This window comes from Nonomuraea sp. NPDC052129, assembly GCF_040680095.1.
Lineage (GTDB): Bacteria > Actinomycetota > Actinomycetes > Streptosporangiales > Streptosporangiaceae > Nonomuraea.
This window is the reverse complement of the sequence record NZ_JBFAVX010000004.1, coordinates 217,518-231,859: the sequence shown is the minus strand read 5'-3', so window position 1 is coordinate 231,859 and position 14,342 is coordinate 217,518. Positions and strand designations below refer to the sequence as shown.

Sequence of the window (14,342 nt, the reverse complement as noted above, 5' to 3'; positions counted from 1 at the left end):
CCGCATTCGCAGGGACCCATGCAGGTGAGCTCGCTCGCCCAGGTGCACGTGCCGCTGCCCGCGCTGTGCCACGTGACGATCGTGGGACCGCGGCGCAAGGCCGACCTGGCGCTGCCCGCCGACATCCCGCTGCCGCACGTTCTGCCCGGCCTGCTGCGCGCCCTGGACGAGCTGGGCGGCGAGTCCGCCGCCGCGCCCGGCTGGACGCTGCAGCGGCTCGGCGGCTCCCCGCTCGACCTGGGCCAGAGCCTCGGCGCGCTGGGCATACTCGACGGCGAGGTGCTCTACCTGAGGCCGCGCGAGGCGATCCTGCCGCCCGCGCTGTACGACGACGTGGCCGACGTGGTCGCGACCGGAGTCAAGAATTCATCGGGCACCTGGGAGACCAGGCACACCCGGCTGATGGGCGCGAGCGGCGCGCTCGGGCTGCTGGTCCTGGGCGCGATCGCCCTGGCGCTGTCCGGAGCTCCCGCGCTGGTCGTCACGGTGGTGGCCGGGCTGATGGCGCTCGTAGTCGTGGCCACCGGCGCGGCCCTGTCGAGAGCGGTGGGCGACTCCTTGGCGGGCGCCCTGATCGGGCACGGGGCGCTGCCGTACGGCTTCATCGCGGGCCTGTTCGCGCCGGCCAGCGGCGGCACCCTGGCCGGTGTCGGCGCTCCCCACCTGCTGGCCGCGCTCGCCTGCACCGCGCTGGTGGCCACCATCGCGGGTGCGCTGATCTCCGACGGCGTGCCGGGATTCCTCGGTACGGCCATCGCCACGACGTTCGGGGCGATAGGCGCGGCCGTGGTCATGGTGTGGGGACCGCCACCCGCCGGAGTGGCCGCGGTGACGGTGTCGATCCTGCTGGCGTTGAGCCCGCTGGTCCCCACGCTGTCGTTCCGGCTGGCCAAGGTGCCGCTCCCGGCCATGCCCACCACCGCGGAGGAACTGCGGGCCGACAACCAGCGCCTGAACAGCGCGGCCATCCAGGAGCGGACGGTCATCGCCCAGCGCTACGCCACCGGGATGATCATCGCGGTCGGTCTGGTGGCGCTGGTCTCCGAGGTCCTGCTGGCCACGTACGGCGGCTGGATCGCCTCCCTCATGACCGGGACGCTCGGATTGACGCTGATGATGCGGGCCCGGGTCTTCCGCGGGGTACGCCAGCGGCTGTGGCTGATCACCGTCGGTCTGACCGCGTTCGGCCTGCTCGCGCTGACCCTCGGCCCGAAGTCCGGCGTCATCGGCGCCGTGGCCGTGGCGATCGGCATGCTGTGGCTGGCATTGACCGCCGTCGGCATCGGCCTCTGGCTGCCCACGGGCAAGCCGTCGCCGTTCTGGGGCCGCGCGGCGGACATCGTGGACGTCATCCTGATCGTCGAGCTCTTCCCGCTCGCGCTGGGCGTTCTCGAGGTCTATTCCTGGGTGCGCGGTTTGTCCGGGTGATAGGTTGCTGCGCGATTTAACAGTGTTGTGAGAGTGGAGTGAAGATGCAGGAGTTTGGGGACTTCGCGAACATCGACATCGAGAAGCTTCTCAAGGGCGCGGACGAGCAGTTCGCGCGCATCGAAGAGCTCCAGAAGAACATGACCGACCTCGTCGGGCGGGCCCAGGACGACGACGGCCTGGTCACGATCGAGTACGGCAGCGAGGGGCTGCGCGAGCTCCAGCTGCATCCCAAGGCGATGCGCCTGAGCTCGGGCGAGCTCGCCGAGATCATCAAGGAGCAGCTCCAGGCCGCGACCGCGGACCTGCAGCACCAGGTCACCGAGGCCATGGGCCAGGCGTTCGGTGACGAGGACAACCCGATGAAGTACGTCGAGGACCCCGACGCCGCCCTGAACAAGATCAAAGAGGCCGAGTCCGCCTACAACCGGACGTTCGAGGACGTCATGGGCGAGCTCGACCGCATCCGCCGCCGCCTGGACCTCTGACCTTTAGGCGTCCTTCTTCATGCCGAGGGCCTTGCCGTCCTTGCCGAACATCGGCAGGTTGGGGATAACGACCTGCTCGAACGCGGGCATCGACTTGGGGTCCGTGGGCGTGACGGCCTTGCCCATCTTCGTCGAGGAGTTCTGGACCATCTGCATGACTACCGCGACGAGGCCGGCGATAGCGGCGGCTTTCGCGAAGACGGCCATGCTGCTGGTCGCGACCGTCCTCAGCGTTCCGAGTGCCGCGCTGCCCGAAGCCGCGGTGGCGAGGTCCGCCGCCGCTCCGAAGCCGGGGATGAACTTGCTCACGACGCTGGCATGGGACAGGGTGACCAGGATCGTGGCTACGGAGAGACTGGCCACGGACATCTGGAAGGAATTCCGGGCGAGCTGGTCGAGCGCTCCCGCGAGCTCTTCGTAGACCTGCGAGCTGTTCTTGGCCTCGGAGGTGAACTTCTTCACTGCGGCGTCGACATCCGGACGCGCCATCTTCTCCCAGTCGTCGGAGTCGATGGTGTTCAGGGCGGTGTCGATGGACGTTGCCGCGTCGTGGATCGTCGTCTTCATGTCGCGGGTGTTTCTGGCCGCCTCGCGGATGTCGGAGGGGCTGGAGTACATCGTGCCGACGAGAGTCCCGGCGAACTTGGAGACCGTCCTTAGTACGGGATTGGACGGCACAAACGAGGCATAGAGGCAACCTGCCAACGCTAGGGAGTAGTAGAGTGAGCCGTTTGAGTAAGCGTCCATGTCGTCTCCGGGGTCATTACTTCGCGGTGCTCTTGTCGTTGGCCTGACGGACGATGTCGGCTCCGGTTCGGAGCTGTTCGTCCCAGACACCCAGTTGGTTCTTGGCGCTCTTGAGATAGTCGGCGGCCGACGAGCGGGCCGAGTGGTACGCGGGGGTGAACGCCATCGCGCCCAACAGGCCGAACCCCGGGAAGCCGATGTCGATGTTCCGTGCGGTGTTCTCCGCGGCGCCCATGTGGTCGCCCGGGGTGTTGCCGTCGCCGCCTTTGCTGGGGCCGATCTTCTTGCCGAGCTTCTCCAAGACCTCGGGGCGGGCCTTGCGCCAGCCGCCGCTGAGCCCGCTTCCGGCGAGTTTGTCGTCCTTCGCGGTGCCGCCGGTGTCCTTGCCACCCTTGCCGTCCTTGCCGTCCTTGCCGTCCTTGCCGTCTGACTTGCCGTCGCCCTGGCCGCCTCCGCCACCGCCGCCTCCGGAGGAGTCGGGAGAGGGGACGGACGGCGTGTCGGCGCCTCCGGTGCCGGGGGTCTCAGCGCTGGGCGTTTCCGGAGTCGGGGTGTCCGTAGCCGGCGTTTCGGTGTTCGGCGTCTCGGGAGTGGGGGTTTCCGGCGTTTCCGGGAGGCTGGAGCTGGGGTCTTCGGCGCCGCCGTCGGCCGGTGGGTCCGTCGAGGGAGTCTCGGGGACGGTCGTGTCGTCCTGGCCGCCGGGCTGGCTGGGGTCGGTCTGGCCGGGATCGGTCTGGCCGTTCGGATCGGTCTGCGGGTTCGCGGGGTCTTGCTGGGCGTTCGGGTCCGTCTGGCCTTGGGGGTCGGTCTCGGAGCCGGAGGGGTCCTGCTGGCCGTCGGAACTGCCGGGGTCGCTCTGCTGCGGGTCCGAGGTGTCGCCCTGGTCGCCGGTGTCCGTGCCGTCCTGGTCGCTTGGGTTGTCCGGGTTCCCGGTGTCGTCCTGGTTCTGCGGGGCGTCCGGGTCCTCGGTCGCGTCGTCCGAGCCGTCAGGGTTGTCCGGGTCGCCGCTCTCGTCGGCGTCCGAGGGCTCCCACGCCGGGTCACCTTCGGCGGCCTGCGGATCGACCGAGCCGGGCTCGCCGTCGGTCACGTCGTCCACCGTCTCGGGCCCGAAGCTCAGCTGGTCGGACTGGATCTCGGCCACCGTCGGATCCCCCTGACCGTCGGCCGGCCCCACCTGATCCGGCGGGATCTGGTCGTTGGCCGGCCCTACCTGGTCAGGCGGGATTTGGTCGTTGGCGGGGCCCACCTGGTCGGGCGGGATCGACGGATCGTCGACGGGACCCGCCTGATCCGGCCGTGGAGAGTCACCGCCGCCTGCGACAAGGACGGTCGTATTGCCGTCGACCGAGCCCGGGGGCGCGGTGCCCACCTGAACCTCACCCGGCCCGTCCTGCGGCGGGGGAGTGCTCCAGTTGAGCAGACTGTCGATGCTCGGACGCCCCATACTCCCGAATTCGGCCACCCTGTCGCCCTCCCCAGCAATCAACACAGAAGCGACAAAAGCGTAGCCGTGAGGCTGCTGAGCCGTACAGGTTGTGAGGTTTACGACCGGCCGCGACCGCAGGCCGGTAGCCGAGGTCAGAAATCGCCGAGCCGTCTACCTGCGCGTTTACCTAAAAGACGCCTAACAGTGATCTAGCCGTTATGTTAAGTATCTGTTATTTCTGGGGCAGATGGGGGCTAGCATGCCGTTTGATGTTGTTTGCGGGGGTACCCGGGTTGACCGGACCTACGGCGCCGCCGTACAGAACCAGACTAAGTTGACCTGGAGGTCCAATGGCGGACGGAACACTTGTAGGTACCGCTCCCTCAAAGCTCATCAAGGCCGCTGGCCAGTGCGAGTCTGCAGCTCAGTACATCGAGGGCATGCGCCAGAGGGTGCAGACCATCAAGGGTGAACTGATGGCCACCGGATGGAAGGGGAACGCCGGCGTGAAGTTCGGCCAAGCCCTTGACGCCTGGGATGTTGACTTCCACAAGGTGATCAAGCTCCTTGAGGACATCTACGACAAGATGAACATCAACGCCAAGGTGTATGCCGACGCCGCGCAGCACAACATGGACCTCTCCAGCGGGCTCAACAGCGCTGGCAGCGGCGGCCGTATCGACTCGCTCATCAACGCGTCGAACCGCTAAGCCCCCCCAACGCCTAGGACGGAGATACTCATGGCCGATCAGTCCACCCCAGACGATTACACCTTCGCCCACTTCCCCAACATGGAAGCGGCGTACGAGCAGCTGAAGTCGGTCGTCACCGAGCTGGACCGGGTGACGGACGATCTCTACGCGGACGTCAAGTCCACCCTCGGCGCGGACTGGGAGGGTGAGGCGCAGGCTCTCTTCGACGACAAGAAGCGCCAGTGGGACCTCCTCGAGGTGGAGATGGGCAAGCAGCTGTTCGACGCGGCCGCGGCTGTCAACATCGCTAAGGGCAACTACCAGAACGCTGAGCGGCGCAACATCAGCATCTGGACCAACTAGAAGTCCGTTGCGGCGATCGTGCCTCCCTCGGCCGGTGCCTCGAAGCGCCGGCCGGGTTCCTTTTTCTATGGGGGATGGGGATGACCCAGAAGGACGCAATGGAGGGCCAAGACCCTCTGTACATCGATCCTGATCTGTTCGACTCGGGAGCGGGGCGGGAGCATTCCCCCACCCAGATGCGGGCGATCGCCAAAGAGCTCAAGTCGTACCTCGGTGGTATGACGGGACCCGGCTCGGCGGAGGGCTACACCAACGGCTCCGTGAACGGCATCCTGGACCACTGCCAGCTGTCCGAGGCGCAGATCGGTACGTGGCACGACGCCAGTGCCTTCAGCCAGACCGTCGGCGCCAACAGCGGCGGCAAGAAGTTCGCGCAGGTTTATAAGGAATTCGTCGACGCCTACAAGGACGTGATCGCCGCCGTCGAGGCGTGCGCCGCCAACCACAGCGCCGGTGACAAGGCCAACGAGGGCAAGGGCTGATGGCCGAGGGCAAGGGCGGCAGGCATGTCGTCGTCATCCTGTCGTTCGACAAGATGCCGGAGGGCGGGACGGTAAACGCGTCCAGGGACGAGATCCTGACGATGCTGAAAAGTACCGAGCCCACCCAGATCGAGGACGCCGGGTTCGCCTACGAGAAGGCGTCGAGCGCGATCGAGTCGGCCGTCAACGCGCTGGAAGAGCACGCGGGCAAGATCCTCACTGTGTGGAAGGGCCCCGACGCCAGCAAGGCGCGCCACGCGCTGCAGATGCTGCACGCCTCCGGCGGCGAGCTGTCCACCAAGCTGGAGATGATGGGCTCCGCCCTGCGCCAGTACGCGGGCTACCTCCCTGAGACGATCTCGAAGGTCGAGGGCATCTCGACGAACACCGAGTCTAAGAACGACGTCCCCAGCTCTGAAATCATGGTGGACGAGGCCGCCAACGCGAAGGCCGCGAAGGCCGCCGCGGACCGCGAGGCCCAGAAGGCGATGCAGGAGCTCAACAAGAAGATCGTTGATCTCTACACGCTGCAGGTCCCGCACGACGTGTCGTACGAGCTGCCCGCCGTCTCGATTCCGGGTGGTACGGGCTCCTACCGCGACCCCGGATACCCGACCGGCGCGGGCGTCAACGCCGGCGGGAACGGGAACGGCTCCGGCGGGGCGGACGGCGGTTCTTCCGGAGGTACGGGCTCCACGGGCAGCGGTACAGGCTCTGACAGCTCGCGCGGCGGCAGCACGGGCGGCTCCAGCACCGGCGACCAGAACGGTTCCGACTCGGGCGGCAAGCCTGGCTCGGACACCGGCAACGGTCAGAACGGCAACAGCCAGAACGGCAGTGACCAGAACGGTGGCGACCAGAGCGGTAACGGCACCGGAGACCAGAGCGGCACCACGCCGGGCGACGGCACCGGCAGCCAGGACCCCTCGCAGACCGGCGATTCCGGCAAGCAGGACCAGACGGTCCCGCCGGTGCTCGGCCAGGACGACAAGACCAGCAGCGACAACCCCAAGGGCGGCCTGGACCCGAACGGGACGGAAGTGTCGTCCTACTCGCCGACCACGCCGGTCATCACCCCGACCGTGACCGGCAACCCGGTGAGCACCATCGCCCCCAACCCGGTGGGCGTCCTGTCGCCCACCGGCACGCCCAGCGTCCCCTCGGTGCTCGGCTCGCCGAACGGCGCCATGGGCGCCCCGGGCCAAGGGCTCGCGGCGGGCCTGCGGACCTCGGCGAACGGTATGAACGGCATGCCGTTCATGCCGATGTCCGGTGCTGGCGCGGGCCAGGACCAAGGGGACTTCGAACGGATGACCTGGCTCCCCGCGGACAAGGACGACTGGAACTCAGCGCACGACGTGACCGACCCGGTCATCTGCTGACCGCGCTACAGGGAGTGGGATGGGCGACTCGGGGCAAAACTCCAGCCAGGCGGCTCAGCTTGCGCAGTTGCAGAACGGCGGGCAACTGCCGACGATGTCGCCTGGCGTCTCGTTCAAGGCCAGTGCACTCGACACCAATAGCAAGTCCATAGACGATCACACTTGGGTCATCACCACGCTCGAGGGCAAGACGGAGAACCTGCGCGTTCAGTGGCCGCACTTCGGCGTGATCGGCATGGGCGTCAGCAGCGTCCACGACAAGGCGATCGAACGGCAGGCGGACGCGCTGGCCAAGGGACGCAAGGCGCTGCAGAGCTGGAAGACCGCGCTCAAGCAGGCCGCCAACAACTACCAGGCGGCCGAGGATGCCAACGGAGACGGGGTCAAGAACATCAACTTCGACCCGAACAGCCTTGGCGGCGGGCCCAATGGCCTCGGCAATCTCGGGAACCTCGGCAACCCCCGCCTGCCGGACGGCGGCGCCGGAGTGCCTGACCTGTCCGGCATAGGCAAACCGCCGGGGACAGACACCGATCTGCCCAAGCCGGACCTTCCCTCGACGGATCTGCCGAAGACCGATCTGCCGAAGACCGATCTGCCGTCGAGCGACCTCCCTTCGACGAACCTGCCCAACACGGACCTGCCATCGTCTCCTGGGGGGAACCAGGCCGACATGAAGGTGCCGAGTATCGACTCGGCGCTCAACGGCCAGCCGAAAATGCCCGACCAGACGATGCCCGACGTCGACAGCAAGCTTCCCGACGGTACGCAGCTGTCTCAGTTCGACCCCAATTCGCTGAACACCTCGCAGGTCAAGAACCCGGACCTCAGCACCCTGTCGCCGGACCTGAACGGTGCCACCACCAGGACCGGCCCCGGCTCGGGCATCGGCAGTGGCGGCGGCACCGGTACCGGGTTCGGCACGGGCATCGGGGGAGGAGCGGGTGCGGGTGCGGGTGCCGTACCGGCTGGGCTGCGAGGCCTGAACGGTACGAACGGCATGCCCATGATGCCGATGATGCCGATGAGCGGCGCCGGGACCGGTGGCGACAAGGAAAACGAGCGCCAGAACGCGCTTCTCGGCGAGGACGAGGGTGTCTGGGGCGGCGACGATGAGATCGCGCCTGAAGTAATCGGGCGGGATTCCAGGTGAGTTATGAGTCAGACGCGTCGTCCTACCAGGCGGCGGCGACCATGGCGACCATCGCGGCTGGCTGGATGCTACAGCCCTGGGCCTTCTACGTCGCCGCCGGCATCGGTGTGCTGGTGTCGAACCCCGGCGCGATGTCGGACGCCGCCAAAGCCTGGCAGAGCATCGACCACGCCGGCCTGATGTCCGAGCTGGACGAACTGGCCGACGGGCTGGACCACCTCAAGAAGCAGCTGAAGACCTCGGGCAAGTGGGATGGCGCGGCCTTCGACACCTTCGAGGGCATCCACACGGCCTTCAGGAATGGCGTCAAGTCCCTCAAGGACACCCGTAACGACACCGGTGACGCCGTCAACTCGGTGGCCAAGGCTTACCACTACGGCGCTCTCGTGGCCCTGGCGGTGGCCACCAGCATGTACCTCATGGCCATATGGAAGCTGGCCATGGGCGCCACCCCTTGGACCAAGATGACGGCCGAGGGGCTCGCGGCCGCGCGGGGCTCCATCACGCTGAAGGCGGTCAGGGGTCTGCTCGTCAAGCATGGTCTGATCGTCGGAGGTCTCGGCACCGTTCTCTACATGTGCGCCCAGCAGACCGAGATGACCGGAAAGCTCTTCCCCATGCTGGAGGCTTCCATCCCCACCGAGATGACCGCCATGAAGTCAGGTGGCATGCCGCCGTTCTCCGACGCCGGCATGACGTACGACGAGAAGATGGGCGGCCTCTCCGTGAAGATGGACGACTCCCTGGCCGGGAAACTGCCCGGCGGCAGCACGACTCCAGAAAGGGAGACCTCCGAAAGGACGGCCGAGGCCTGACCCTCACCCAGGAGGAAGCTTCACTCGTCCAGCGGGATCCGCAGCACCTGGCCGGGTACCAGTTTGCGCGGGTCGTCACCGATGATGTCCCGGTTGGCGTTGTAGATCTCCTGCCACCGGTTCGGGTCCCCGTACACCTTCTGGGCGATGTCGTACAGCGAGCCGTTGTCGACCGGCCAATAGCCGACCCTCGCCGTGCCGACCCGTGCGGGCGGAGTCGCATGGCCATTGGCGACGGGCACATTCGACTGGGGCAGCTCGCCGAAGTCGGGGTTGGTCTGCAGGGGCCGCCACACCCGGAAGAGGGACGTCGGGATGCCACTCCAGAACTGCTTGTGAATGTTGCCCGGCTTCCCGGCGACCCTGGCTCCGGGCAGCTTGAGCTTGATCTGCTCGTAGGCCCAGTTACGCATCCCGACGAAGCCGCCGAAGGCCATGCCGGACTCGCCGACGGCGGCGCCTGTCTTGGTCAGGGTCGCCGCCCAGCTCGCCGCGGCACCGCCCTGGAGGATCCCCTTGCCGAAGAATCCGCCTATGGGGGTGAAGGTGCCCACCAGCGTGGCGCCCGTGGTGATGCGGGCCGCCTGGGTGAAGGTCAGGGGGGCGAGGTTGAAGAGGCTGTGGCCGCTGATGCCCTGGGCCACCATCTGCGTGCCGATGACGCCCGCGTACACGCTGCCGGAGGTCTTGGCGTACGCCTTGAAGTTCGCCGCGCCGAACTTCTCGGCGTAGGCCGAGTACTTCTTGAACTTCGCGACCTTCAGCTCCGCCTTCGTCATGGCCGTCGCGGTGCGCGTCGCGGAGCCGAGCTTGGCCACCCACTTCAGTCGGCCGACCACGGGCAGGACCTTGAGGGCGCCGGCACAGATCCTGAGGACGGACGCGAACCTGGTGAGGACCTGGGCCGCCAGCAGCACGATCTTCGTCGTCCGCATGTAGGCGGCCCCCGCGGCCAGCCAGCCGCCCCACATGCCGGCCGCCCACCGAAGGGCGTAGAAGGCGACGTACCAGATGATCGCCGTCTCGAGCAGCTCGATGATGGCCTTCCTGGTGTGGGCGGCCGAGTCGGCGACCATCCTGAGGATGTTGGCGATCTCCGTGCAGCTCTTCATGAGCGCGACGCGGTTGTCGTGCCTCAGTACGAGGCCCCAGACCTTCCTGAAGTCGTCGGCGGCCTTCCCCTTCCACTCCTTCACGATCTTGTCGACGTAGCCGTCGTGCTGGCCATGGGCGCGCGAGTCGAGGACCTCGAAGACCTTGTTCAGGCTGCTGGCGAGGTTGTCGTGCGCCGCGGCGGCGGCCTTGAGTCGTCCTTCGGTCTCATCGCCGCCGATGAGCGTGGGGAGCGCGCGCCACATGGACCTGATCGTGTCGAGCAGTGGGGCGGGATTGAGCAGTGAGCCCCAGTTGATCTCGAAGTGCCAGGCCGTCCAGTCCCATTCGAGCGGGTTGATGCTGCCGTGCTGGCTCATCTGGGGCCTCCGACGTCGCTGGCCTGGTGGGCCGCCTTGTAGTTGTACGCCGAGACCTCAAGGGCCGTGCTGATGAACTCCAGGGCATCGGCCAGGTCGCCGAGGTAGCCGTAGACCGACTCGTACCGCTTGTCCTTGTGCTCGTTCTCCGCGGTGCCGTCGACGTACGCGGCGCCCAGCTCGTCGGCGCCGGGCGCGAGGCCGAAGTCGCTCTTGTGCAGCTTCGCGGGCGCGAAGGAGATCATGGCGTTGCGGACGATCGGGGCCTGATGGGCACAGGTCTCCATGGCCTTCTTCAGGTCCGGCGGTATGACCTCATATCCCTCGGTCTTGTCCCCCATGAGCCCCCCAGGTATCACAAAGTACTAACTGCACCTTTGATACTAATGTTTACAAGTATTTGCGTCCAGGAAACCTCCTGTTTAGGAGCCGGTTGGGCTCCTGTTCAGGAGCCCGTCGGGCGGATGGCCGGGGTGTCCGAGACCGGCGTCCTGGCGGCCGCCGGGTCGAGCGTCGGCCCCTCGGGGATCAGGCGCAGGAGGTGGGCGGGTATCGGGGCCACGTTCGAGGCGTCGTAGCCCAGCTTGGTCAGTACGTCGGGCGTGGCCAGCCGGTATTTCTTCCCCTGGTCGGTGACCAGGTAGAACTGCTGCACGTTGGAGAGCTGGTTCTCGCCGGGCAGCAGCCCCGCCAGGGCCGCCGCGCCCGGTGGCAGCAGCACCTGGTCGAACCGCTCCGGGTTGCCGCTCGACCCCGGCGTCGGGATGCCGATCCGGCTCCCGACCGTGAGCGTGCCCTTCACGGACCCCTTCACGGTGTTGGCGTAGACCATGCACAGCGGTGCCGAGCCGGCGGGCACCTGGAAGCGCGGCATCGTCGCCGGCATGCCGCCGCCGGTGATCCGCTGGGCCGAGACTTTCGCCGCGTTGGCGTTCGCCGCGTCGATCGGGATCTCCCGTACGTGCTGCTTGCCGTACGCCGTCTGGCTGGCCGGATCCTGGATCAGCAGCGTGGCCTGCGTCTGGGTGATCGGCGCGAGGCCGTCGGCGAGCATGACGTACCAGCGCGCGGGGGCGCCCGCGACCGCCGCGACCTTGAAGACCTGCCCGACCTTGAACGTCGCGCCGCCGGGGCCGTGGATGTTGCGGCCGCGCTGGGGGATCGGCGGCGCGGCGAAGTCCGACCCCTCGGCGATGGCGTTGATCCACGAGATCGGCACCCGCCGGGGCGTCTGGTCGGTGAGCCGGTCCACGTTCCGCACGGCCATGCGCTGGTTGCCCCAGAGCGCCCAGTTCTGCCGCCCGTCGCTGACGACCAGCGCGTCGTTTCCGGCGGGTCTGCCGCCGACGTCGGTCCCGCCCACCAGCGTCACGTACGACTTGCGCCCCCCGGAGGGGTCGGTGGCCTCCACCACGCAGGCGGACCAGGGTGACTTGATGAGCCGCTCGGGCTTGGGCAGCGAGTCGGGAGCACCCGCGATGCCCACCTGCCCGCCGCGCGCGAACCCGGCCAGCGACTCCGCGGACACCGTCTTGACCTTGATGGCGTCGCTGTCCAGCAGGAGTCGGGCGGAGACATAGTTGGCCACGGGCAGCAGTCGGCCGGTCTGCTGGCTGTAGACGTAGGCGGCGCCGGTCTCCTCCTCGACGATGAGCTGACCGGCGTCCCTCAGGTTGGTCGCCCCGCCCGGCTTGAGCATGCCCCAGATGCCGAACCCCGCGATGATGAGAACGCCGACCATGATCCCGGCGAACGTCGCCACGTTGTGCCGCCGCATCGGCGACTCGGGCAGGTCTGGCTCGCCCTGCAACAGGGCCATACCCAGGCGCTGGGTCATGAGCCGATGTGCCTGGTAGAGATCCTTGCGGGTCTGCATCCCACTCCGTTCCGATCCGGCCTGAGGACAGCATAGAAGTGTTGCCTATGGGGGTAGTGGGGGTTATGTCGCAAATGAGGCCATGAGATCGTGATATATGAGTAAACTTCGTTACCAGTAGTGTTCGGGGAGGGTGCTGTGTCAGATCCCGATAAGTTGAGTCCGCCGCCGGCCCAGGGCTGGCGTCTGGAGTCGGATTGGGCCGGGCTCGATCCCGACCGCGAGGGCGTCACGTACAGCGCCAGCAAGCTCAAAAAGCTCGCCGAGCAGCTCACGGATGAGTTCGCCAAGTTCGTCGGGGACAAGCCCGGGTCGGTCAACGACCTGGACATGAAGGCCAACCTCCTCGGCTTGAAGATGGCCGTCGAGCAGATCAAGCGATGGGAAGGCGGCCAGACCTTCGTCGCCACGGTCCAGAACGGCCACAAAGAGTTCACCGAGGCTTACCGCGAGATCGCCGAGAAGACGCGGATCGCCATCGAACTGATCAACGCGGGCGCCGGCAACTACGAGCGCGTGGACATCGCCAACGTCGGCACGAAGGACGTGTAGGAGCCCTCATGGCCGAGGACAAGAAGCTCAAGATCCAGAAGAAGACGCACATGATCAAGACGTCATGCCCGCCTCTTGAGGTGGACGACGACGGCAGAAGCGTCGCCGAGATCAAGAACTTCATCCAGTCGCTGGACCCGTCGGCCGTCAAGAAGGCGGGCAACGCCTATCTCGACGCCTGCTCGACCCTGGCCGGCGCCCAGAAGGTCATCGAGCAGATCAACGTCGAGATGGCCAAGTGCTGGGGAGGCAAGGCGTCGGTCGAGGCGCAGGAGGCCCTCCGGGTGCTGCACGCGACGGTCCGCGAGGTGTCGGACAAGCTCAACTGGATGGGCCGCCCGCTGCAGTCCCTCGGTGACAGGCTGGTCGAGCACCAGGAGTTCATGAACCAGAAGGGCCTGGCCTGGAGCGACAACACGTTCACCTTCGACGACTCCAGCCCCGGCGTGTATCGCACCATGGACAAGGGCAAGGAATGGGGCTCCCAGGACGAACTCGCCGGCCAGCACCTGCGCCTGCTGAACGACGACCTCACCCAGACCTACCAGCAACTGCCGGACTCCTTCCACAAAGAGATCCCGGACATCAAAGACCCCACCGCGGTACCCCCTCCGGTCACGCCCCTGAACACGGACTTCTCCAACCCCGGAGGCACCCGCGGATTGGGAGACGGCTACAACGGCACGGGCGGCTACAACGGCACGGGTGACAACGGCAGCCACGGCGGCATCGACTCTGGCGGCTCGAACTGGAACGGCGTCGACACCCCCACCACGCCCAAGCCCTCGACCGACACGCAGACCCCCGACCCGACCGGCAACGGCACCACAGACCCGACCAAGGGCACCACGGACCCAGGGGCGACGGATCCGACGAAGGGTGCGAGTGTCCCCACGGGCAGCGTCACGGACCCCACCAAGGGCATGACGGACCCGACGAAGGGCATGACGGACCCCACGTCCGGCCTGACCGACCCCACCAAGGGCCTGTCCACCCCCACCTCCACCAAGCTGGAGGACTTCCAGCGCCCCTCGGACTGGAACCAGACCAACACCCCCACCCCCAACTCCCACGCCAACCCCACGAGCACCAGCCCGAACGTCAACTCCCCAAGTTCCCCTTACTCCTCCTCTCCTTCATCCGGCCCCGTCACGAGCGCCCGAGGCGACAGCGGCATGGTCTCGGGCCTGTCGAACACCGCGGGCATGCCCAAGGCAGGCACCGGCGGGAACGGGATGGGCGGCATGCCGTTCATGCCCATGGGCGGCGCCGGCGCCGGTGCCCAGGAGAGCACCAATGAGGGCAGCACCTGGTTGACCGAGGACGACGACGTGTGGGGCGGCGAAACCGACGGCGTAGTCACCGACCGCATCGGCTGACCCCCACAAAGGGCTCGCCATCGGCGCGTCGCGCTCCTGGAAGCTCGGCGCCGCAGAGCCGTGGCGAGACTGCGGGGAGGGAGC

General features: G+C 67.3%; 15 protein-coding genes. 10 read left to right on the top strand and 5 right to left on the bottom strand.

The window, feature by feature from the left end; all coding sequences use genetic code 11:
• Window positions 1–18: 18 nt before the first annotated feature.
• Together eccD and AB0L53_RS12400 are read left to right on the top strand one after the other, a co-directional pair.
• Window positions 19–1,428, top strand: coding sequence for a type VII secretion integral membrane protein EccD (gene eccD / locus AB0L53_RS12405; RefSeq protein WP_363993204.1), 1,410 nt, complete (start codon window positions 19–21; stop codon window positions 1,426–1,428).
• A gap of 44 nt (window positions 1,429–1,472) precedes the next feature.
• Window positions 1,473–1,916, top strand: coding sequence for a YbaB/EbfC family nucleoid-associated protein (locus AB0L53_RS12400; RefSeq protein WP_363992995.1), 444 nt, complete (start codon window positions 1,473–1,475; stop codon window positions 1,914–1,916).
• Window positions 1,917–1,919: 3 nt separating this feature from the next.
• On the opposite strand, the gene AB0L53_RS12395 is transcribed toward AB0L53_RS12400, so the two are convergent.
• Both AB0L53_RS12395 and AB0L53_RS12390 read right to left on the bottom strand, forming a co-directional pair.
• Window positions 1,920–2,594 (bottom strand): WXG100 family type VII secretion target, encoded by a 675-nt coding sequence (locus AB0L53_RS12395; protein ID WP_363992994.1) that lies wholly within the window; start codon window positions 2,592–2,594, stop codon window positions 1,920–1,922.
• An 85-nt stretch (window positions 2,595–2,679) separates the two neighbouring features.
• Complete coding sequence (locus AB0L53_RS12390; RefSeq protein WP_363992993.1) at window positions 2,680–4,110, bottom strand: hypothetical protein; 1,431 nt, start codon at window positions 4,108–4,110, stop codon at window positions 2,680–2,682.
• A 332-nt stretch (window positions 4,111–4,442) separates the two neighbouring features.
• Between AB0L53_RS12390 and AB0L53_RS12385 the strand changes: the two genes are divergently transcribed.
• The 6 genes from AB0L53_RS12385 (at window position 4,443) to AB0L53_RS12360 (ending at window position 8,979) form a co-directional block, all read left to right on the top strand.
• Window positions 4,443–4,802 carry a WXG100 family type VII secretion target gene (locus AB0L53_RS12385; protein WP_363992992.1) on the top strand — a complete coding sequence of 120 codons (360 nt, stop codon included), beginning with the start codon at window positions 4,443–4,445 and terminating at the stop codon, window positions 4,800–4,802.
• A gap of 30 nt (window positions 4,803–4,832) precedes the next feature.
• Window positions 4,833–5,147: a hypothetical protein gene (locus AB0L53_RS12380; RefSeq protein WP_363992991.1), complete on the top strand. Its 315-nt coding sequence runs from the start codon at window positions 4,833–4,835 to the stop codon at window positions 5,145–5,147.
• 80 nt (window positions 5,148–5,227) lie between these two features.
• Entirely contained in the window at window positions 5,228–5,629 is a 402-nt protein-coding gene (locus AB0L53_RS12375) for a hypothetical protein (protein ID WP_363992990.1), read from the top strand.
• Complete coding sequence (locus AB0L53_RS12370; RefSeq protein WP_363992989.1) at window positions 5,629–7,011, top strand: WXG100 family type VII secretion target; 1,383 nt, start codon at window positions 5,629–5,631, stop codon at window positions 7,009–7,011. Before AB0L53_RS12375 ends, AB0L53_RS12370 begins: the two co-directional genes overlap by 1 nt.
• A gap of 19 nt (window positions 7,012–7,030) precedes the next feature.
• Entirely contained in the window at window positions 7,031–8,164 is a 1,134-nt protein-coding gene (locus AB0L53_RS12365; RefSeq protein WP_363992988.1) for a hypothetical protein, read from the top strand.
• Window positions 8,161–8,979 (top strand): WXG100 family type VII secretion target, encoded by an 819-nt coding sequence (locus AB0L53_RS12360; protein ID WP_363992987.1) that lies wholly within the window; start codon window positions 8,161–8,163, stop codon window positions 8,977–8,979. The genes AB0L53_RS12365 and AB0L53_RS12360 overlap by 4 nt, the downstream gene beginning before the upstream one ends.
• 20 nt (window positions 8,980–8,999) lie before the next feature.
• On the opposite strand, the gene AB0L53_RS12355 is transcribed toward AB0L53_RS12360, so the two are convergent.
• From AB0L53_RS12355 to eccB, 3 genes are all read right to left on the bottom strand, one after another.
• Window positions 9,000–10,451 carry a hypothetical protein gene (locus AB0L53_RS12355; RefSeq protein WP_363992986.1) on the bottom strand — a complete coding sequence of 484 codons (1,452 nt, stop codon included), beginning with the start codon at window positions 10,449–10,451 and terminating at the stop codon, window positions 9,000–9,002.
• Window positions 10,448–10,792, bottom strand: coding sequence for a hypothetical protein (locus AB0L53_RS12350; protein WP_363992985.1), 345 nt, complete (start codon window positions 10,790–10,792; stop codon window positions 10,448–10,450). The genes AB0L53_RS12355 and AB0L53_RS12350 overlap by 4 nt, the downstream gene beginning before the upstream one ends.
• Window positions 10,793–10,896: 104 nt before the next feature.
• Complete coding sequence (gene eccB, locus AB0L53_RS12345; protein ID WP_363992984.1) at window positions 10,897–12,327, bottom strand: type VII secretion protein EccB; 1,431 nt, start codon at window positions 12,325–12,327, stop codon at window positions 10,897–10,899.
• Window positions 12,328–12,465: 138 nt separating this feature from the next.
• Between eccB and AB0L53_RS12340 the strand changes: the two genes are divergently transcribed.
• Window positions 12,466–12,879, top strand: coding sequence for a hypothetical protein (locus AB0L53_RS12340; protein ID WP_363992983.1), 414 nt, complete (start codon window positions 12,466–12,468; stop codon window positions 12,877–12,879).
• 8 nt (window positions 12,880–12,887) lie between these two features.
• Window positions 12,888–14,258: a hypothetical protein gene (locus AB0L53_RS12335; protein WP_363992982.1), complete on the top strand. Its 1,371-nt coding sequence runs from the start codon at window positions 12,888–12,890 to the stop codon at window positions 14,256–14,258.
• The last annotated feature ends 84 nt before the right edge of the window (window positions 14,259–14,342 follow it).

Excerpts from the sequence above, each read along its gene's own strand:
- eccD (WP_363993204.1), top strand. The coding sequence starts at position 19 with ATGCAGGTGAGCTCGCTCGCCCAGGTGCACGTGCCGCTGCCCGCGCTG.
- AB0L53_RS12400 (WP_363992995.1), top strand. The coding sequence starts at position 1,473 with ATGCAGGAGTTTGGGGACTTCGCGAACATCGACATCGAGAAGCTTCTC.
- AB0L53_RS12390 (WP_363992993.1), bottom strand. The coding sequence starts at position 4,110 with ATGGGGCGTCCGAGCATCGACAGTCTGCTCAACTGGAGCACTCCCCCG.
- AB0L53_RS12385 (WP_363992992.1), top strand. The coding sequence starts at position 4,443 with ATGGCGGACGGAACACTTGTAGGTACCGCTCCCTCAAAGCTCATCAAG.
- AB0L53_RS12380 (WP_363992991.1), top strand. The coding sequence starts at position 4,833 with ATGGCCGATCAGTCCACCCCAGACGATTACACCTTCGCCCACTTCCCC.
- AB0L53_RS12375 (WP_363992990.1), top strand. The coding sequence starts at position 5,228 with ATGACCCAGAAGGACGCAATGGAGGGCCAAGACCCTCTGTACATCGAT.
- AB0L53_RS12370 (WP_363992989.1), top strand. The coding sequence starts at position 5,629 with ATGGCCGAGGGCAAGGGCGGCAGGCATGTCGTCGTCATCCTGTCGTTC.
- AB0L53_RS12365 (WP_363992988.1), top strand. The coding sequence starts at position 7,031 with ATGGGCGACTCGGGGCAAAACTCCAGCCAGGCGGCTCAGCTTGCGCAG.
- AB0L53_RS12355 (WP_363992986.1), bottom strand. The coding sequence starts at position 10,451 with ATGAGCCAGCACGGCAGCATCAACCCGCTCGAATGGGACTGGACGGCC.
- AB0L53_RS12350 (WP_363992985.1), bottom strand. The coding sequence starts at position 10,792 with ATGGGGGACAAGACCGAGGGATATGAGGTCATACCGCCGGACCTGAAG.
- eccB (WP_363992984.1), bottom strand. The coding sequence starts at position 12,327 with ATGCAGACCCGCAAGGATCTCTACCAGGCACATCGGCTCATGACCCAG.
- AB0L53_RS12335 (WP_363992982.1), top strand. The coding sequence starts at position 12,888 with ATGGCCGAGGACAAGAAGCTCAAGATCCAGAAGAAGACGCACATGATC.